Raw genomic sequence first — 19,774 nt, 5'->3', positions numbered from 1 at the left:
CTCGCGAGACGCCCCGTACGCGATGCCGCACCGGGCGCGCACGAAACGGCGCACCGAGGAGCGCACCCCCGGCGCATCGAGGGGCGCGCGTCTGGTATGATGCGGCGCCTGGCCCGCTCGCCCTGCGAGCCTGCACCCTCACCCGCACCCGCAACCGCACCGCGTCCCGTTCCGACCGAGCAAGGCGATCCCGCGATGGCGACCGACCCCGAGCACTCTCCGGACGACCCGAACCCGAACCCGAACCCCGCCCCGGCCAGCCCGCCCGTCACCGGCGATCCGGAGGGAGGGGCGACGGTCGAGGCGATCGCCCCGGCCCGCGATGGCGATTCCGGGCCGGCGGCGCCGCCTCCCGAGGAGCAGGCGGGCCGGCCTGAGGCGGCTCGGGAGCCGGAGCCGGAGCCCGAGCCGGAGCCGAGCGGCCCGAGGCGTCGGGTCGTGGTCATGATCGCCGACAGCGGCCGGCGGCCCGAGGACCCGGTCGACGAGGCCGAGGCCCTGATCGTCTGGTCGGCCGTCTCCGCCGCCTGGCACCCGAGCATCCTCGCCCGGCTCGACGAGATCCCGGCGGTCGAGGACGCCGAGGCCCCCGGCACCCCCGCGCCGGGCGAGGTCCGCCTGATCGCCGGCAGGGGCGTGGGGTACGTCGATTACGGCTACCGAGAGCGGGCGTCGGAGATCGGCGTGCCGGTCCTGGCCATCGAGGCCGGGGAATCGGACCGCGACGGCCTCGCCCGCCTGATCCTCGAGGCGATCGAACCGGGGGCCGAACTCGGCCCGGGCGACGACCCGACCGTGGGAGACTTCTACGCCCTCGGCTCCTGTCGCTGGTGGGTCCGAGACCTGACGATCGGCATGGAGCACGTCGATTGCCTCGACGCCGCCAGCCTCTCCCGGGAGGCGATCGGCGGGGCCAAAGCCTGGCAATCGGGCGACGCGACGGGGGCTGTCAATCGCCTCCGGGCCGCCTTCGAGCTGCTCACCGAGTCCCGAGAGCGGTATTACCCGGTCGATTCCTTCGCGGTCGACCTGCACCTGCTCGACGTGGCGAGCCCCGCCGACGCCCTGGCCGACCCCCTGGAGGCCCGCACGCCGTTCACGATCCTCGCCCCGGCCCAGGCCGTCGCGGCTCTCGCCGAGAAGAACCCGGAGGACGTCGCCCGCCTCCGCTCGGCGATCGACGAGGGGTGGGCCGACGTCGTCGGCGGCCCCTTCGCCGAGACGGGCGAGGGGCTCCGTCCGGTCGAGACGGTCCTCTGGCAGTTCCGCGAGGGGGCGGCCACCTACCGCAAGCACCTCGACGACCGCACGGTCGAGACGCTCGCCGGCCGCCGCTTCGCCCTGTACCCGATGCGCCCGCAGGTCGCCAAGCGGTTCGGGTTCCGCTACGCCCTCCATCTCGCCTTCGACGACGGGACCTTCCCCGTCTCCCGGGAGTCGAAACGGCTCTGGGAGTCTCCCGAGGGGGCCAACCTCGAATCCCTCACCCGTCCCCCGCTGGCCGCCGACCGCAACGCCACCGCGCTGACGCTCGCCTGGGAGATGGCCCGGTCGATGCGGGATGACCACGTGGCGACGCTCGGCCTCGTCCACTGGCCGAACCAGGTGGCCGATTGGTTCCGCGACCTGAGGCGATCGGCCACCTACTCCCCCGTCCTCGCCCGCTGGGCGACCATCGGCGACTACTTCCACCTGACCGACCGGCCGTACGAGGTCCTCCGCCCGAAGCTCGACCAGTACGCCACCCCGTACCTGGATCAGGCCGTCTCTCGGGGCGACCCGAGCCCGATCGGGCGGCGGGCCAGGCACCTGCGGCTCCGCGCCCGGCTCGACCTGGTCGATAGCTTCCGGTCGCTGGCCGCGGCCCTCGACTTCGTCGGCGAGCCGTTGGCCGACGAGGAGGGGCCGCTCCCGGCCGGGTCCTCCGCCGTGGCCGAGGCCGAGCGCCTGCTCGAGACCGGGAAGCTCGACGAGGCCGAGGCCGCCATCGCCGGCCTCGAATCGCAGTGGTCCGCCGAGGCCGCCCGCCGCGTCGTCCCCCCGGCCGGCGCCCCCGAGGGGAACGGCTCGGAGGCGATGGAGCAGGGGGGGGCCCTGATCCTCAACCCGCTCTCGATCCCCCGCCGCGTCTCGGTCGTCCTGCCCGACGTCTCGAATCCGCCGCCGAGCGAAGGGCCGGTCCGGGCCTCGCAGTTCACCGCCAGGGGGACCGAGGCGGTCGTCACCCTGGCCGGGTTCGGCTACGCCTGGATCCCCCGCGACGCCGGCTCGTCCGCCGTGCCGCCGGGGATGTCCGAGACGGTCAACGCGAGGGGCAGGGTCCTCCGCAACGAGATGCTCCGCCTGGAGATTGACGAGGCGACCGGGGGCATCCGATCCCTGATGGGGGCCAACGACGAGGACCCTCGTCTCGGCCAGCAGCTCGTCATTGCCGGCGTCAGCCAGCCCGACAAGAAGGGGCAGATGCGGCACTCCCGGATGAAGGCCTCGGCGCTCGAGGTCGAGTACGGGGGCCCGGCCCTCGTCCAGGCGGTCTCGACCGGCCAGATCCTCCACCCGATCGAGGACCGCCCGCTCGCCTCCTTCCGCCAGCGCTTCCGCCTCTGGAGCGGCCGGCCGGTGCTGGAGCTGGAGATCGAGCTGTCGGACCTCGACGACGCCTGGCTCGCCTCGATCGCCGATGGCCCGGGCTGGTCGAAGTATCTGGCCAGTCGTTGGGCCTGGCCCGACGCCAACGCCACGCTCCGGCGTTCCTCGATGCTCGGTCTGCAATCGACCACCGCCGATCGACCTGAAACCGCCGAGGTCCTCGACATCACCGCCCGACGCCAGCACACGGCCCTGCTGTTCGGCGGCCTGGCCCACCACCAGAGACACGGGCAGCGGATGCTCGACACCCTGCTCGTCGCCGGCCGGGAGTCGGAGCGGACCTTCCGCATGGGGATCGCGCTCGACCTGGAGCACCCGTTCCAGGCGGCGCTCGACCTGCTCTCGCCTCCCGCATTGGTGCCGACGGGCGGAGGGCCGCCGCGATCAGGGCCGGTCGGCTGGTTCTTCCACCTCGACGCCAAGTCGGTGGCAGTGACCCGGGTCGAGCCGGTCATCCTCGACGGCGGCGAGGGGCGCGGCCTGGCCTTCCACCTGCTCGAGACCGGGGGGCGGTCGGTCCGCTGCAAGCTCCGCCTCTTCCGCGAGCCGATCTCGGCCCGCCAGACCGACTTCCACGACGAGCGGATCGTCGAGCTGTCCATCCAGGGGGACGCCGTCCAGCTCGACCTGACCCCCCACGAGCTGGCCCGGGTGGTCGTCACCCTGGGTTGACGTTGACGCAATCCGCCGGAACCCGATGATGAAGGGCCGCGGCCCGAGCCCCGACGATCGGCTCGGGCCGATCGCACCGATCCCGAGGGACCCGGGGCCGACGCCGATCGGCCCGGGGCTTCCCCGACGTCGGGGGGCTCGCCCCGAACCTCGCATCTCGACCTCGACCGCGGCAAGGAGGCCCGGCGCATGGCTCGCGTCCTGATCCTGACGGCCCTCTCAGTCTGTTGGGCGTTCGGCCCTTCGCGTCCGGCGTTCGCCGAGTCGACCGAGTCTCAGCCTCCGGCCGAACAGGCCCCGACGGCCGCCCCGACGCCTTCGCCGCCGCCGCCCGCCCCGGGCCCGCTCTCGACCCCGAACGCCGGAGAGCAGATCGCCCAGCTCTCGGCCTCGATCGCCGAGGATACGAAGCGGCTGGAGGCGGTCCGCTCGGAGGTCGAGGCCGCCCGGGCCGAGGTCGACCGGGCCAACACCGAGTTCCAGGCCATCGATCAGCAGCACCGCGAGCTTGCCGAGCAAGTGGCCGATCTCAAGGAGAAGGAGCTGCCGACCGAGGAACAGGCCGAGGACCTCGAGGCCCTCGAGCGTTCCCGGGCCCTGGCCGATGAGCGTCGGGAGCTGGCCGCCACGGCCCTGAAGACCTTCAACGAGCAGATCGCCACCCTGGAGACGAAGCTCCGCCAGAGCGATCAGGCCCTGAAGCGGTTGCTGGGCGAGCAGCCGAAAGACGCGCCCGCCCCCGCAGAGGCGGCCGAGCCGTCGCCCGCCCCCGCCGCGGCCGCCCCGGCCGCCGCGGAGGAGCCGGACGCCGCGCCGAGCGAGCCGGCGGCCTCGATCCCGGGGCTCCCGGACCTCGGCGAGCTGGCCGGGGCCGGGGGCAAGGACCTGGCGGTCCGCCCCACCTTCGGGCCCAATCCGAACGACCCGAAGCTGAAGGAGGCCCGGGAAGCCGCCCAAACCTCGGCCACCTTGCTGGAACAGGCGGAGACCGAGGTCGACGACCTGACCGATCGGCTCCGCACCATCGACGAGCAGATCCGCAACGAAGAGCAGGTGCTGGAGACCGCCCGCCGCACGATCGACAACGCCGAGGCCAACGGGACCGAGCTGGCCCGCTCCTACCAGGACAAGCTCTTCGGCGGCGCCGACGGCGGCGAGCTGCGGGAGCTTCAGGGCCGGATCCGAGAGAACGAGCGGCGGCTGCTCCAGGCCCGCGCCGAGTCCCGCCAGCACAGCGACGAGGTCAACCGGCTCCAGGCCGAGCGGATCGAGATCGCCTCCCAGCTGCAGATCGCCCGCTGGCGGGCCGAGACGGCCCGCTCGCAGTTCTCCGAGGCCGAGTCGATCCTGAAGCGGATGGAGAACCCGTTCGCCCCGGAGAATCTCATCAACTGGACCTTGCGCCACGGGGTGAATATCGTCGCGATCATCCTCGGGATGCTCCTGCTCCGCTGGGGCTCTCGGCTGATCAGCCGGCGGATCGTGACCCTGATGAGCCAGCGCGGTCAGCGGGGGTCGACGGCCGAGAAGGAGCACCGGGTCTCGACCCTCGTGGGGGTCTTCGACAACGCCGCCTCGGTCGCGGTCGTCGTCGGCGGCATCCTGATGATCTTCCAGGAGCTGGGGGTGCCGGTCGGGCCGCTGCTCGGCGGTGCGGCGGTGCTCGGCCTGGCGATCGCGTTCGGTGCTCAGAATTTGATTCGAGACTTCTTCTACGGGTTCGTCATCCTCCTCGAGAATCAATACAAGCTCAACGACGTGATCCGGATCCAGGGGATCGCCGGGCAGGTCGAGGCGATCACCCTGCGGGTGACGGTCCTGCGCGACCTGGAGGGGTGTGTCCACTTCGTCCCGAACGGCGAGATCACCAAGGTCACGAACATGACGCATGGCTGGTCGCGTGCCCTGTTCGAGGTCGGCGTCGCGTACAAGGAGAACGTCGACCGGGTGATGGAGGTGATCATGCAGGTCGGCAAGGAACTCCGGCAGGACCCCCAGTTCCGGATGCTGATCCTCGAAGACCCGACGATGCTCGGCGTCGACGCGTTCGCCGACTCGGCGGTGATGATCAAGTTCTTCATCAAGACCCGCCCCTTGCAGCAGTGGACCGTCAAGCGAGAGCTGCTCCGCCGGCTCAAGAACACGTTCGACGAGCAGGGCATCTCGATCCCGTTCCCCCACCGGACCCTCTACCACGTGCACGACGAGGGGCACGCCCACTTGCCGCACGAGCCGCATCTGGGCGGAGGGGACGACATCATCGTCGCCGGTCGCGCCATGCCGGACAGTGCGGCACGGCGTTAGCCGCTCGGCGGCGACGGTGTGATTCGGGACGCGGGATGGCGTACAATGCGGCTCGGGAGGCGGGCGGTCCATTCGGATCGGCCCGCCGCCCGACGTCCGTGGTCTTCCGCAACCGATTGCTCTCAGGGAGTTCGCACCGTGAATCGCCCGACCCTCGCGACCCTCGCCTCGATGGGATTGATGCTCGCCCTGGCCCCGGCCTCGCAGGCCCAGGAGGCCAAGGCCGAAGAAACGCAGACGGTCAAGGCCGGTGGGCTGTCGTTCGAGGCCCCGGCCTCCTGGAAGGTGAACCAACCGCGCAGCCAGATGCGCCTGCTGGAGATCGCCATCCCGCCGGTCGAGGGGGACGACAAGCCCGGCGAGCTGGTCCTCTTCGCCTTCCCCGGCGGCGCCGGCACGGTGCAGATGAACGTCCGGCGCTGGCAGCAGCAGTTCACCACCGAGGACGGCGGGAACCCCGAGATCGAGACCGAGACGATCAAGGCCGGCGACGCCGAGATCACGGTCGTCGAGGCCGCCGGCCGCTACCGGACCCAGATCCCGACGCCGGTCGACGAGCCGGACTTCCGCCTGATCGGCGGCATCTACACGACCCCCCAGACCGGCTACTTCTTCAAGCTCGTCGGCCCCGACAAGACCGTGCAGGAGGCCGGGCCGGCGTTCCGGGCCATGCTCCAGTCGATGAAGACGTCGCAATAAACCCCCGATCACCCCGGCCGGCGGTCCACCGACCGGCCGACCGGACGAGGCCCGGTCCCCCGGGGGGAGTCGAACCCCGGGGGACCGGGCCATCGGGGCGGCCTCGGCCCCGGGCGGGGGACGATCGGATCGAGCGATCGGTCAGTCGGGGTCGTCGGAGAAGATCGCCTTGAGGTCGGGCGGCTTCCGGCTGAGCAGGATGAGCAGGTCCCCTTCGAGGACGGGCCCGGCCTCCTCGCCGATCGGGTTGATCATCATGTCCTCGTCGCGCTGGATGCCGATGAGGAGGCAGCCCCGGGGGTTGTCCCGGTTGGTCCGGGTGAAGCGTCCCGAGAGTTCCTCGAACGGCTTGCCGACGAGGGCCTCGGGGACCGGGACGGCGTAGATCTCGTTGTTGTCCCGCCGGATGGTGAGCAATTCCTGGTAGACGCGGATCATCCCGTGGAAGAGGGAGGCCCGGGCCAGGAGCCGAAGGCCGATGTCGTGGGCCGAGACGACCTCGTCGGCGCCGGCCTTGCGGAGGTGGGCGCGGTTATTGGGGCTCAGGGACTCGGCGATGACGTTTGGCTGCGAGTCTCCCTTGCAGATGTTGCGGATGGAGACGCAGGTGAGGATCGTCTTGCCGTCGGCGTGCTTCCCCTCCCGGGAGTCGACGAGGACGACGACCGAGTAGGCGCGGGGGACGCCGGCCCGCCGGAGGATGACCTCGCTGGTCGGGTCTCCCTTGACGATGTAGACGTCGCCGAAGGCCGGCTCGTCGGCCTTGTCGGGCAGCTCGATCTCGTCGGGGTGGTCGTGGATGATGACGATCGGCCGCCACTCGGTCACGATCCGGCTGTGGACCTGCCGGATCCATTCGCCCCCCCGGGGGGCCCAGTTGCACAAGACGATGTGGTCGTCCATTACGGTGGAGTCCAATTCCCTCCTCCGCAAGTAGCGCTCGATGAGGATCGAGGCGACGCTGGCGGTGAACAGCCCGACCAGGCCCACCCCCACCCCTTGCAGGAGCATGACCATCACGCGGCCGGACCAGGTCTCCGGCGGGTGATCCGGGCCGCTGAACAACAAGATCCAGACGTTCCAGAGGGCCTCGGGCACATTCCTGAAGTCGGGGTTCCGATCCCCTTCGATCAGGTAGAGCGAGACCGCTCCGATCAACCAGGTGAGCAGGGTGAAGAAGACGATCCGGCCGACCTGGTGGCGATTCCAGGAGGAGAGCAGCTTCAAGAGCCGCGCCTGCCAGGATTCCCCCTTGCGACGGCGGGGCGTCTTCAGGCTGGAGATCATGGACATTCGGATCCGGGACATCGGCCGAGTTCCGTCGCGTTCCGGGACTGCGTTGCTCCGGTGCCGTTCCGAATCGGCGTCGACGCCCGATCCCCGAGCACGAGTATCGTGTCCCGGGGCGGTTTCGACAAGGGGATGGGCGTGTCGATTCCCCAACGGAGGGCCGGATCTCGATCCATGGCCCCGGGTCATGGTCGGTCCGGGGCGGGTCCGTCCGGCCCGCGACCGAAGGGTCGTCCGCGGCCGGTGGGACGCCCCGGTCGCGGACCGCCCCGGGCGCCGCGCGGATCGAGGCCAAAGGGGTGGCGATGCCCGCCCGCGGGGGGCTATCCTTGGAAGGCGACGGTCCCGCGCCCTGGGCCTTTGCGAGGGGCGCAGCCTTTCGGAGCGCCCTCCCATGTCGTTCACCACGATCTACTGCGCCCGGTGTACCTCCGAGAATCACGCCTCGGCCCGGTTCTGCGAGAGTTGCGGCCTGCCGCTGGGCACGGTCGAGCCCGACGCCGAGGCGGCGCAGGAAGCCCTCGGCCCGTACGAGGTGCCCGACCCGGCCGACCCGGACACCACCCGGGTGATCCAGGAGTTCGCCTCACGGAGCGGGTACGAGATCCACCCGGCCGGGCACGGCTACCGGCTGGTCGTGCCGATGCCCTCCGATCGCCGGCAGGCGGTCTACGTCGGGTATGTCGGGTCGGACCGCGACGGGAGGCCGATCGTCGCACTCGTTTCGGTCTGCGGGCCGGCCAACCACCGGGACAGCCCGACCCTGCTGAAGCTCAACGCCGTCACGGTCGAGGGGCACTTCGCCATCAAGGTGCTGCGCGGGGAGGAGTACTACGTCGTCATCCGGAACCTGACCCCCGAGATGGCGTACGAGACCGACGCCGCGAGCGTCGTCAAGCACATCGCCGAACTCGCCGACGGGCTGGAGGACCGCCTCACCCGAGGCCGCGACCTGTTCTGAGCGAGATTGAGTCGGCTCGGTGCGCAAGGCGTCGAGGCGATAGATCGCGATCGTGCCGTCGTCGGTCAGGCGATCGGGGGCGATCCCGTCGAGCGCCTGGAAGTAATCGTCCGGCCCCCAGGGACCGTGTTGCAGGGACGCGGAGACGGCCACGAAGCGGGTCGTCGGCGCGAATCGATCGGGCAGGTTGGGCTGAATCGCCCCGGCGTCGATGACGTGCCGCGGGCCGACGACGCCGTAATGGGCCGGGTCGGTGTCGCCGAAGTAGTAGGTGGTCAGGTCGCGGTAGGCGGGGTGCTCGCGCTGGATCCGGGCCAGGGACCGGGCCCCCTGGCCCCAGTCGAGATTCGAGTCGGCCAGGATGTGCCTGCCCCCGGTCGGCCCCCCGGCCAGGGCGTTGAAATACGACAGCTCGTACGGGTGGATGCTCGCGACCGCGACGACTTGGCCGACCAGGCCGATGGCCGCCAGCCGTCGCCAGGGACGGGTTTCCTCGGCGAGCTTCGACACCCAGACGATGGCCAGCGGGGCCAGCGGCAGGAGGTACCGCAGGCCGTAATTGCGCTTCGACCCGAGCGCCGTCAGGACGAGCATGGCCGCCAGGGTCACGCCGATGACCACCTCGTCGCTCGTCGGCTTCCGCCAGCCGAGCCGGAGCCGTTTCAGGGCCTCCGCGGCCCTGCCCCCGGCCAGGAGCCAGAAGCCGAGCGGCACCTTCACGCCCAGCGCGATGAAATAATAATACCACCAGCCCTGCATGCGACGCTCGCCCAGCAGGTAGCTGACCCCCCCGGAGCGTTGGTGGAGCATCTGGATGGCGAGGGCGACGCAGTCTTGCGGCCATTTCCGCTCGGCGAGCCAGACGAGCCAGGCATCGACCCGCGGTCCGAATCGGCCGTCGAGGGCCGGGTGCGGGGCGCCGACGCGGGCCGAGGGGCTCATGGTGGCGAAGCCGGTGATGACCAGGTCGGTGGCGAGCAGGACGAGGCCGAAGGCCACCATCCCGCCCGAAACCCGCGCCAGCAGCCGGATCGGCCGCCGGTCGCCGGCGAGGAGGCGATCCACGACCCAGGCCAGGGCCAGGATCGGCGGCAGGACGATCGTGGTGAACTTGCACGAGAAGGCGACCCCGGCCGCGACGGCCGAGCCGAGGAAGAGGCGTCGGTCGTGGGTCGCCAGGAACCGGGCGAAGAGCAGGCTTGCCAGCATCCAGAAGAGGAGCAAGGGCAATTCCATGGTGATCAGGCCGCCGTGGGCGAGCAGGTTCGGGCTGAGGGCGAAGAGCAGGGCGGCCATCGCGGCGGCCCTCGGGCCGTACACGCGCCTGGCCCAGCAGGCGGTCACGAGCAGGGCGGCGACCCAGATCCAGAGGGCTCCCAGTCGGAGGGCCGGGAGCAAGTCGGCCTGGTGGGCGATCGGGTCGTCGACCCAGTCCCCTCGGCCGATCCGGTCGAGCACCCAGAGGGTCGGGGCCTGCTGGAGCCTGAGGAAGGTCATCGGCGACCCCATCCGGCCGATCGTCTCCAGGTCGCCGGTGCGCCACCAGCGGGCGGCCAGTTCCAGGTAGGCGACCTCGTCGTAGGTGGCCGAGGTCCGCCAGAGGCCCTGGATCAGGAGGCCCAGGCCCAGGGCGGTCGCCAGCAGGGTGAGGCCGAGCCAGGCTCGGTCGCGGGCGGTCGGTCGGGATCGCGAGGGGGTCATCATGGGGGCATCCTGCCTTGCGCTGCGGTCGAATCCTCACCACTCGAAGACGCGGCTGGCTCGTTCCAGGTCGCGGAGCTCGTCGAGGTCGGGGGCGAGCGATTGCTCGCCCCGGGCCCGTCGCAGGACGTGGTCGATCATCGAGGAGGTGGCCGATCCGGCGGGGAACGGCTCGCTGACGAGTCTCGATCCCAGGGACCAGTGCAACCCCCCCGAGCGGTCGATCCGGGCCCGGCCTCGTTCGGTCTCGACGAACAGCCTGACCTGTTCTCCGGCCTCCTGGGGGGAGGGGGGGCCGCAGACGAGGCTGAGCCGCGCGGTCGCCCCCTCGGAGACGCCGACCGAGACGACCCGGACGCGACGGCCCGGCCGGTCGGATTTCCGGACGAGCGTCGCGTCGAGCGGGCCGGCGTGCACCAGGGCCCGGCAGCGGTCGATGAGGCCGATGGCGGCGTCGGCGGGGGTCGGGCGACCGGCGTCGATCGGCGATGGGCTCGGGTCCGACCCGGCCGCGGCGAGGCCCTTGACCACGACCCGGCGCGCCGGGCCGAGCTCGGTGGCCAGCAGCTCGCGGAGGCGGAGCATCTCCGGCGCGAACCGGCCGGCCAGCTCGGTCATCACGATCGGGTGGTCATCGGGGGCGAGCCGACCCGGGCGGCGGAGTTCGCCGAGCGTCGCGAGGTGGCCGGCCGAGGTGAAGACCGGCTTGCGCCGATCGACCGCGACCCGGAGCGGCCAGAGGCCGAACCAGAGCGGGTCGAGCAGGAAGACGACCTCGACGTCGGGGCGATCGATCAGGTGGGTCAGGCCCTCGACGGCGTCGCAGCCGATGCGGTCGGCCTCGGCCTCGGCGCGGTGGGCCACGGCGTCGCAGACGGCGACGACCCGGGCCCGGCCCCCGGGGCGGATCAGGGCCGCTCGATACCGCTCGGTCCACTGCCGGCCGAGGCCGATGACCCCGATCCGGACTTCATTCGACGCGCCCGACTGGCTCAACGCTCCTGCTCCTCTGGCCGCAACGCTTCCCTGGATTCGGCCGATTATTGCCGGGAACGGCCCGTTCGCCTAGTCGGACTCGGGCCGAGCCCATTCAATCGTTGTTGGAAGAATTCGGGGCGACGGCGCGGATCATGTTTGCTGGCCGGCCGAGGATCCCGTAAGATGGTCAGGTGATCCGACAATCCTCCGTCGCCGGGCGAACGTTCGGGGCCTTCGATCCGTAATCTTTGAAGGAAGAAGAGGACGGGTCTGGGACGCTCGACGATCCGGAGCGGCGAGGATAAACTCACACTGTACGACTCCCCCCCTCGGTTCGTGCTCGCCCGCCCCGCGTTCCCGCCTTTTTGGTTTGCTCGTTCCGCCGACCATCGAGCGCCCCCCGCCAGGCACCGAGAGCCAGGTGACGAGATTATGGCAACCGTGTCCAAGAAGCCGTCCTCCCCATCGCCGAAGCCCCGAGGCCAGAAGAAGGACGGGTCGGATCGCAGCGGCGAAGGCCCGATCCTCCGCGCCTTCAATGCGATTTATCGCTTCCTCGCCTCGTTGAAACTGGCGATCTTCAGCCTCTCGACGCTGGTCGTCGTGCTGACGATCGGCATGTTCTACGAGCGGAGCTACGGCAACGCCGCGTTGCAGCAATACTTCTACCGGACCTGGTGGTTCGGACTCCTGCTGGCCATGCTGGGGATCAACATCCTCTGCGCCGCCACCATCCGGTTCCCGTGGAAGAAGCGGCAGACCGGTTTCGTCGTGACCCACGCGGGCCTGCTGGTGGTCCTGGTGGGTTCCTGGTTCAGCTTCCAGACGGGCGACGAGGGCCAGGTGGCGATGTCCGAGGGGGATTCCTCGACCGCCCTGGTCCGGGTGAATGACTATGCCCTGCGCGTGCAGGCGGTCGATGAGGCCTCGCAACGCAGCGTCCAGTCGCTGCTCCGGGACATCTTCACGGAAATCTCGCAGGATCACGAGCACAGCGAGGGGGCCGAGGACGAGGGGTTCCACGCATTGCAGGAGCAGATCGCCCGGCTGAGCCGCGATCCGGCCCCGAACCCGGCCGCCCTGCGCGACCTGGCCCGGATGGCGGCCATGCCCGCCTCGTATCGGGAGGATCTGGAGACACTTGCGTCCCGGATCGAGGGGAAGTCGTATGCCTTCCGCTTCTTCCCCGGCCCGAGGCAGTGGGAGGAGGGGCGTTCCGAGGTCCTGACCCGCCCGGGCGACCCGTTCCAGCTGGAGGTGACGTCGTTCCTCCCCTCGGCCATCGGCAAGCGCATCGCCGAGCCCGCGGCGCGGGGCGTGCCGATGGTCAAGGTCCGGATGGAGATGACGCCGCCGAACATGCTCAGCCCGATGGACCCCTTCGCCGACCAGTTCGTCATCGACGAGAATCGCTGGGTCGCCGCCAACGACCTGTTCAAGCGGACGGTCCAGGAACTTCCCCCGGCGGCCCGGCTGGTCTTCCAGCACGTCAAGGGGGGGATCGAGGGGCGCGAGGCGGTGAACGACTTCCTCGAACTGCCGGAGAACGGCACGGTCGAGGCCGCCCGATTGCACTACGAGGACGACACCGGCCGGACCCAGACGGCCACCTACTTCCCGGCCACCGAGACCTGGGCCTTGCCCGATGGCACCGAGGCCAAGGGGCGGTCCGTCACGCTGCCGAACAGCGAGTTGAAGGTGACCTACAACCTCTCCGGCTCGCTGAATGATGAGAGCATCTTCGGCCGCCTCCGCTCGGCCCGGTTCGACGTCAGGCCGAGCGGGCGGGACGCGCCGTCGCGGCCGATCACCCTGGGCAGCTTCCTGCTGGCGATCGTCGAGAACACGAAGGACGACCAGATGCCTCTGGCCGAGTTCGCCGTCTCGAAGGGAGACGGGCCGGAGGTCATCCACTGGGCCGTGCCGATTCCCCACGCCGCCTTGCCTCCGATGAGCTTCCAGGCCACCGACCAGCCGGACCTGTATGAGCCGGCCCCGTCGCTCGTTCGGATCGGCTACTACAAGCCGCTCCAGTTCGCCGAGGGGATGCAGGGCCTGAAGGGGTCGATCGAGGTGCTCGGCGTCGGCGAGAACCGCCTCTACTTCCGCGCCCTGAACGCGGAAGGGCTCCAGAACAAGGGGGAGCTGACGCTCGGCGAGACGACCAAGACCTTCGGCGGCGAGAACCGGGCGATGCAGGCCTCGTTCGCGATCGACGAGTTCCACGACTCGGCGATGCCCCGGTTCACGTACGTCTATCGGGAACTGCCGGTCTCCCAGGCGGGCCAGGGGGTGCCGGCAGCCCGGGTGAAGGTCACCCATCGGGGCGAGAGCGACGACCGCTGGGTCCTGCTCTCGTCCACGCCGTCGTTGAAGCCGAACCCGACGGCCGTCGAGACGTTCAACTTCGACCAGGCCACGTATAACGTCTCGTTCGACATGGACCGAGGCGAATTGCCCTTCTCGCTCCGCCTGGTCGATTTTCGTCGTCGGTTCGATCCGGGGACCCGGCAGCCGAGCCATTACGAGAGCGACGTCCTGCTCTACGATCAGGAGCAGGGGATCGACGGCGAGCTGGTGACGATCTCGATGAACGAGCCGCTCTCGCATCGCGGCTACACCTTCTATCAATCGAGCTTCAATCCGCCGACCAATTCGAGCGGCGAATTCGTCTCGATCTTCCAGGTGCGCTACGACCCGACCTGGCAGATTATCTACATCGGCTGCTTGATGGTGGTGCTGGGGACGTTCTTGCAGTTCTACATGCGTGCCGGGATCTTCACCGACGGCGGCAAGCGAGAGCGGGAACGGGCCATCAAGCGCGGAGAGGACCCGGGGAAGGCCCCCCCCGAGGCCCGCGACGACGACCTGCTTTGAGCCGTCTCTCTCGAGCGACCGCGAGCAATCCCGGCCGCGCCCGACCTTCCTCCCCCCCTTTCCGGGACGTCGCCCCGATTGCGAGCGACGCCCGGCCCGCCCCCGAGGCGACGGACCCGCTCTCCCCACTCCCGAAGAAAGGCGACCGGACCCATGAGCATGCTCCGCAGTCCTGCCAGGACCTGGATCGGCCTGGCGATGGCCCTCGCGACGCTGGCCGCCCCGAGCGTGTCGAGGGGCCAGTCCGAGAGTCCCTCCCCGCAGACCTCGCCGGACGAGTCGGCCTACCGGGCGCTCGGCCGCCTGGTCCTGATGCACGAAGGCCGGCGCAAGCCGCTCGACACGGTGGCCCGGCAGGAGGTCAAGGCCGTCACCGGCCGGCAGTCGTTCGAGCCGATCGGCCCCGACGGGACGACCGGCCCCGAGTGGGATCCCATCGCCGCCCTGTTCAGCTGGTCGAACGCGCCGGACTACTGGGACGATCAGCGCTTCATCCTGGCCGAGTACCTGCCCCTGCGGCGGATGCTCCTCTCCGGCTCGATCGAATCGCTCCTGCGAACAATCGCCGACGACCCCGAGACCTCCGACGCCTTGAAGCAGCGCGTCCAGACGATGCTGGATCGACAGGCCACGACCGAAGGCCCCGAGGGGATCGCCACGGTCGAGGAGCTGAAGGCGATCGCCCGAGACGCCGGGCTGCCCGACCCGCTCCAGGACCCGGTCGAGGCGCTTGCCCATCGGATCGACGGGCACGAGAAGTTCCTCTCTCCTCGCGAGCTGGAGGAGGCGACCGTGCCGATCAAGGGGCGGCAGGTCCGCTTCGATCAGTGGTACATCGACATCGCCATGCGGTCGCGGCCCGACCCGAAGACGAACATCCCCCCGACGCTCAGCACCCTGGAGAAGAAGGTCGGCGAGGTCTTCAATCGCCTGACCCGCTACCAGGCGATCCGGGGCGATCACGGGTCCGGGATGCTCGGCGCCGAGGTCGATGTCGATCGCCTGATCCCCCGACCGGCGAATGACCCGTACATCGCATTCCTGGGCCAGGTCCGCCAGAAGTACGACGACTTCGTCGAGGCGAACAAGGCCGAGCTGAATCTGCCGATGATCGACCGCGTCAAGCGCGACATGCGCGACGTGAAGGTCATCATGCTCGAGGCCCCCGGGGGCCAGGAATTCCGGCTCGACCAGTTCCTCGCCGTCCTGGTCGACGTGCCGGGCGCCGACTTCAACCCGGTCGAGCGCGATGCCCTGTCGACCCTGGCCGAGTATTACGGCGACCTGCCCGCCGAGGACCGCAAGGTCCCCGGCACCGACGACGACGCCGATGAGCAACTGCTGGCCTGGCTGATGGCCGATGCCGACTGGGCCCCGACGTCCTTGATCCTCGACAGCGACATCGACCAGCTGGCCGAGGCCGGCTACGACCGCGACGAGGTCGGCCGCTTCCGCGAGGCGATCCTGGCCGCGAAGGAGGCCGAGGCCGACGAGCCCGGGTCGCTGACCGCGGCGCAGGCCGAGGCCGTCGTCGCCTCGACCCGGGCACTCGCCGCCGACCTGAGCACCTATCCGACGGTGACCGAGGTCGACCGGGAGGTGCACTACAACACCTTCGCGCCGTTCTACAAGGCCCCGACGTACTACGGGCTCGGCTTCGCCCTGCTCGGCCTCTGCCTGATGATCGGCACGATCAGCGGCGGGGCGGCCGGGACGATCCGCAAGGGGCTGTATGCCCTGGGCCTGCTCGGCCTGGTCGGGGGCATTGGCCTGGAAGTCTACGGCTTCGCGCTCCGCATTTTGATCTCGGGGTGGGCGCCGGTCACGAACCTGTACGAGACGGTGATCTGGGTGGCCTTGATCGCCGCGGTGATCGGCCTGGTCCTCGAGGCGATTTATCGGCGGGTCTACCCGGCGACCGCGGCGGCCGGGGTGGCGATGCTCTGCACGATCATCGCCGCCAATGCCCAGAGCGTCCTGAACCCGAATATCGAGGCCCTGAACCCGATTTTGCGGAGCAACTACTGGCTGACGATCCACGTCATCACCATCGTCTCCAGCTACGCGGCCTTCGCCCTGGCCCTCGGGCTCGGCCTGATCGGGACCTGGTTCTACCTGACCGCCCCCTATCGTCGGGACGTGGGCATGGGCGAGCTGGCCCGGCCCCTGGCGGCGGTGCCGGTCCTGGCGGGCCTGGGGACGGTCGGGATTTATGGGTCGTACAACGGCTGGGCCTCGGCCTCGACGCCGATGATCTCGCTCTGGGGCCTGAATGTCTCGGGGGCGGATCTCCTGTTCTTCGGCGGCTGGGCCCTGGCGGCCGCCGGCATCGCCGCGCTGGTGATGGTGCTCAGCGGCCTCATGGGCGAGCTGATCGCCCGGCTCACGTTGCGGAACCAGGCCGCCTCGGCCGGTGAAGGCACCTCGACGGCGGCCGAGGCCAATGTTGAGGCCGTCTCCGCCGTCGAGGGCGGCGGTGGGACCGCCACCCTCACCCGTCCGAGCATCGCCGAGATCAAGGCCCGCAACGCCGAGATGTACGGCCGGGGCGGCGACGACCCCCGCGAGCAGGCCATGCGAGAGCGGGCCGAGCAGGTCAAGCCGATCTCCAGCTTCGTCTATCGGGCCTTGCAGGTCGGCGTCTTGCTCGTCGCCGCGGGCACGATCCTCGGCGGCGTCTGGGCCGACTACTCGTGGGGACGCTTCTGGGGCTGGGACCCGAAAGAAGTCTCCGCGCTCATCACGCTGCTGGTCTACCTGATCCCGCTGCACGGCCGGTTCGCCGGCTGGATCGGCAGCTTCGGCATGACGATGGCCGCGGTCCTCTGCTTCAACTCGGTCCTGATGGCCTGGTACGGCGTCAACTTCCTGCTCGGGGTCGGGCTGCATAGTTACGGCTTCGCCGAGGGGGGGAACCAGGGGGCGGTCCTGCTGTCGGCCCTGCTGGTCAGTTCGCTGGCCTTCGGCGCCATCTGGCGCCGGTCGCTCGCCAGGCGAGAGGTCACCCCGACCATCGCCGCCTGACGTGACGTGCCGGCCTTCCCCTTGAGCAGCTTCGATCACGGCCCATCGGCCCCTCGCACGCGAGTGGTCCGGTGGGCCGTCTCGCGTCGTGTTCGAGGCGGCCGATCCGTCCTGATGATGACTCCTCGATGGTTTATCGGAGGCTCCCCCCCGTGTCCGAGTCCGCGACCGCCCCGATCGTCCTCATCAGCGCGGTGGGCCTGACCCCGAGGCTCTTGCCGCATGCGCCCCGGCTCGCGACCCTCGGCCGGGACGGTTGGAGCCGACCCGTCGTGGACAGCGTCCCCGCGGTGACGTGCACGGCCCAGGCGACCTTGCTCTCGGGCCGATTGCCTCGCGATCACGGGATCGTCGGCAACGGCTGGCTATTCCGGGACACGCAGGAGGTGCGGTTCTGGCAGCAGTCGCGGACGTTGGTGCAGTCGGACCTGCTGGAGGAGGTCGCGCGTTCCCGGGCGCGCGAGCGAGGCCGGCCCTTCCGGGTGGCCAAGCTGTTCTGGTGGTATAACCAGGGCGCGGATGTCGATGTGAGCATCACTCCCAAGCCGCTCTATGGCGCCGATGGGAGCAAGGTGTTCGGCATCTGGGGGGCGCCTCCCGAGTTGCCGCCCCGCCTGGAATCCTCGCTCGGCTCGTTCCCGTTCCCGTCCTTCTGGGGGCCGATGGCCGGTTCGCCCGCGACCCGATGGATTGCCCGGTGCGCGGCCGAGGTCCTGGCCTCCGAGCGCCCGGATTTGAGCCTCGTTTACCTCCCCCACCTCGACTACGACCCCCAGAGGTTCGGCCCCTCGGGCTGCGACATGCCCCGACTGGTGGGGGAGCTGGATGAGGCCGCCGCCCCGCTGCTCGACGCGGCGAAGGCGGCCGGAGCCCAGGTCTGGGTCTTCGGCGAGTACGGCCACTGCGACGTGGATCGGGCGATCCTGCCCAATCGTGCGCTCCGCGAGGCGGGGCTCCTGTCGGTGCGACCGGGACGGTTCGGCGATCAGCTCGAAGCGTTCCAGAGTCGTGCCTTCGCCGTCAGTGATCATCAACTTGCGCATGTCTATGTTCGCCGGGAGGACGACATTGCGCGTGTCCGAGACGAGATCGCGGCACTTCCCGGGGTTGATCGCGTTGCCGTCGGCGACGAACGGGCCAAGCTCGGGCTCGATCATCCCCGGTCGGGCGAAGTGGTGGCGCTCGCCGAACCGGATGCCTGGTTCGCCTATCCCTTCTGGCTCGACGAGGCGCAGGCCCCCGATTACGCCCGCACGGTCGATATCCACCGCAAGCCCGGGTACGACCCGTGCGAGCTGTTCTTCGACCCGAAGCTCGCCAACCCGAAGCTCCGGGCCATGCGTCGCCTGGCCCAGAAGAAGCTCGGGTTCCGGACCCTGATGGACCTGATTTCGCTCGACCCGTCGCTCGTGAAGGGGAGCCACGGCCGACCGGCCGATCGGGATGAGGACCGGCCGCTCCTCATCGGGCACGGCCCCGCGCCGACCAGCCCAGGTGCCTTGCCGATGACCTCGGTTCGTGACCTGTTGCTCGACGCCCTCGGCGTTCGCGATTGAACGAGGGTTGATCGGTTGTCGTCAGGCCGAAGCCCGCCGGATCCGCACCGTGAAGGCCTCGGCCGGATGCTCGGTGATCAGCCGTCGGAGATCGGTGTCGGCGAACCCCTCGCGTGCCAGGGCCGGGAGGAATTCGGTGAACAGGGTGTCGAAGGGGCGAAACGTCCCGCCGCCCGGTTCGCCGACGTGGTACCAGCCGGCGTCGTGCGAGAGGAGGACGCGGTCGAGGTGGCCTGCCTCGGCCAGGGATCGAACAAGCTCGACGTGTCGATCGATGCTCTGCGGGGCGATGCCATCGAACTCGACCCACGCACCGCGCTGGGCGGCGGCGAAGTGGAGTTCGGTCGCCCGCTCGCTCTGGGCGTGGACCCAGATGAACGCCGAGGGGCTGACCCCTTCGGCCTCGATCAGGTCGAGTTCCTCCATCGCCGCTCGCCCGTCGCCCGTGTGGGCGGCGATGGTCAGGCCGGTGCGCAGGTGGGTGATGGCGGCGGCCCGCACCAGTTTCCGGCTGATCTCGGGTAACGGCCCCCGATCGACGCCGATCTTGAGGAATCCGGGGCGAATCCCCGAGCCCCCGATCCCGTCCTCCCATTCGGCGGTCCAGCGGTCGGCCAACGCCTCGGCCGACTCCTGCCGGGCGTGCTCGGGGAGGTGTTTCCCGCCATTGGCGTTGTAGTAGCCCGAGTTCGTGATCAGGTGCATCCCGGTCGCCCGTGCCAGCCTCGCGAGGAGCTGCGGATCTCGCGCGAGGTAGGCGGGGGTGCATTCGCAGAGGGTGCGGCAGCCGAGGTCGCGGACCCGCTCCAGGAAGGGCAGGGCGGTGGCGACGACCTCGTCGGCGTCGTAACGGTCGGGCGAGACGACCTCGGCCCCGGCGAAATCGACCAGGAGGTGCTCATGAGGGAGAGTCACCCCCATCTCAGCGGGGGCGATCGGCCCGAGCACGGTCATGATGATCCCTCGATCCCCGTGCGAAGCGCCGGCGCCCCCGGGAGGGGAGGCCAGCGCCATCGCGGCGATCGAGCGGATCAGGTCGCGTCGGTTCATGATCCGCCCCGCG

The 19,774-nt window shown here is 70.2% G+C and carries 10 protein-coding genes; 6 read left to right on the top strand and 4 right to left on the bottom strand.

Annotation, left to right across the window (positions count from 1 at the left end):
• Nucleotides 1-195 precede the first annotated feature (195 nt).
• The 3 genes from AB1L88_RS08075 to AB1L88_RS08065 all read left to right on the top strand — a co-directional run bounded on the left by AB1L88_RS08075 (nt 196) and on the right by AB1L88_RS08065 (nt 6,324).
• On the top strand, nt 196-3,321 hold the full coding sequence (locus tag AB1L88_RS08075; protein ID WP_367096131.1) for a glycosyl hydrolase family 38: 3,126 nt from the start codon (nt 196-198) through the stop codon (nt 3,319-3,321).
• A gap of 189 nt (nt 3,322-3,510) precedes the next feature.
• Nucleotides 3,511-5,625, top strand: coding sequence for a mechanosensitive ion channel domain-containing protein (locus AB1L88_RS08070; RefSeq protein WP_367096130.1), 2,115 nt, complete (start codon nt 3,511-3,513; stop codon nt 5,623-5,625).
• 138 nt (nt 5,626-5,763) lie between these two features.
• On the top strand, nt 5,764-6,324 hold the full coding sequence (locus AB1L88_RS08065; protein ID WP_367096129.1) for a hypothetical protein: 561 nt from the start codon (nt 5,764-5,766) through the stop codon (nt 6,322-6,324).
• A 141-nt stretch (nt 6,325-6,465) separates the two neighbouring features.
• On the opposite strand, the gene AB1L88_RS08060 is transcribed toward AB1L88_RS08065, so the two are convergent.
• From AB1L88_RS08060 to AB1L88_RS08050, 3 genes are all read right to left on the bottom strand, one after another.
• Entirely contained in the window at nt 6,466-7,632 is a 1,167-nt protein-coding gene (locus tag AB1L88_RS08060) for an NAD-binding protein (protein ID WP_367096128.1), read from the bottom strand.
• A gap of 568 nt (nt 7,633-8,200) precedes the next feature.
• Nucleotides 8,201-10,279 (bottom strand): glycosyltransferase family 39 protein, encoded by a 2,079-nt coding sequence (locus AB1L88_RS08055; RefSeq protein ID WP_367096127.1) that lies wholly within the window; start codon nt 10,277-10,279, stop codon nt 8,201-8,203.
• A 33-nt stretch (nt 10,280-10,312) separates the two neighbouring features.
• Complete coding sequence (locus AB1L88_RS08050) at nt 10,313-11,272, bottom strand: Gfo/Idh/MocA family oxidoreductase (protein WP_367096126.1); 960 nt, start codon at nt 11,270-11,272, stop codon at nt 10,313-10,315.
• Nucleotides 11,273-11,686: 414 nt separating this feature from the next.
• Here AB1L88_RS08050 and AB1L88_RS08045 point away from each other — a divergent pair, with 414 nt between their 5' ends.
• The 3 genes from AB1L88_RS08045 to AB1L88_RS08035 all read left to right on the top strand — a co-directional run bounded on the left by AB1L88_RS08045 (nt 11,687) and on the right by AB1L88_RS08035 (nt 18,711).
• Complete coding sequence (locus AB1L88_RS08045; RefSeq protein WP_367096125.1) at nt 11,687-14,131, top strand: cytochrome c biogenesis protein ResB; 2,445 nt, start codon at nt 11,687-11,689, stop codon at nt 14,129-14,131.
• A 159-nt stretch (nt 14,132-14,290) separates the two neighbouring features.
• Complete coding sequence (ccsA, locus tag AB1L88_RS08040) at nt 14,291-17,155, top strand: cytochrome c biogenesis protein CcsA (protein WP_367096124.1); 2,865 nt, start codon at nt 14,291-14,293, stop codon at nt 17,153-17,155.
• 152 nt (nt 17,156-17,307) lie between these two features.
• Nucleotides 17,308-18,711, top strand: a complete 1,404-nt coding sequence (locus AB1L88_RS08035; RefSeq protein ID WP_367096123.1) for a nucleotide pyrophosphatase/phosphodiesterase family protein — start codon at nt 17,308-17,310, stop codon at nt 18,709-18,711.
• Nucleotides 18,712-18,732: 21 nt separating this feature from the next.
• On the opposite strand, the gene AB1L88_RS08030 is transcribed toward AB1L88_RS08035, so the two are convergent.
• Complete coding sequence (locus tag AB1L88_RS08030) at nt 18,733-19,761, bottom strand: phosphotriesterase (RefSeq protein WP_367096122.1); 1,029 nt, start codon at nt 19,759-19,761, stop codon at nt 18,733-18,735.
• Nucleotides 19,762-19,774: the final 13 nt, after the last annotated feature.

It is taken from the genome of Tautonia sp. JC769 (assembly GCF_040717455.1).
In the GTDB taxonomy this organism is placed as follows: Bacteria; Planctomycetota; Planctomycetia; order Isosphaerales; family Isosphaeraceae; genus Tautonia.
Note: the sequence above shows the minus strand (reverse complement) of the source record. Positions and strands in the feature narration are given on the sequence as shown.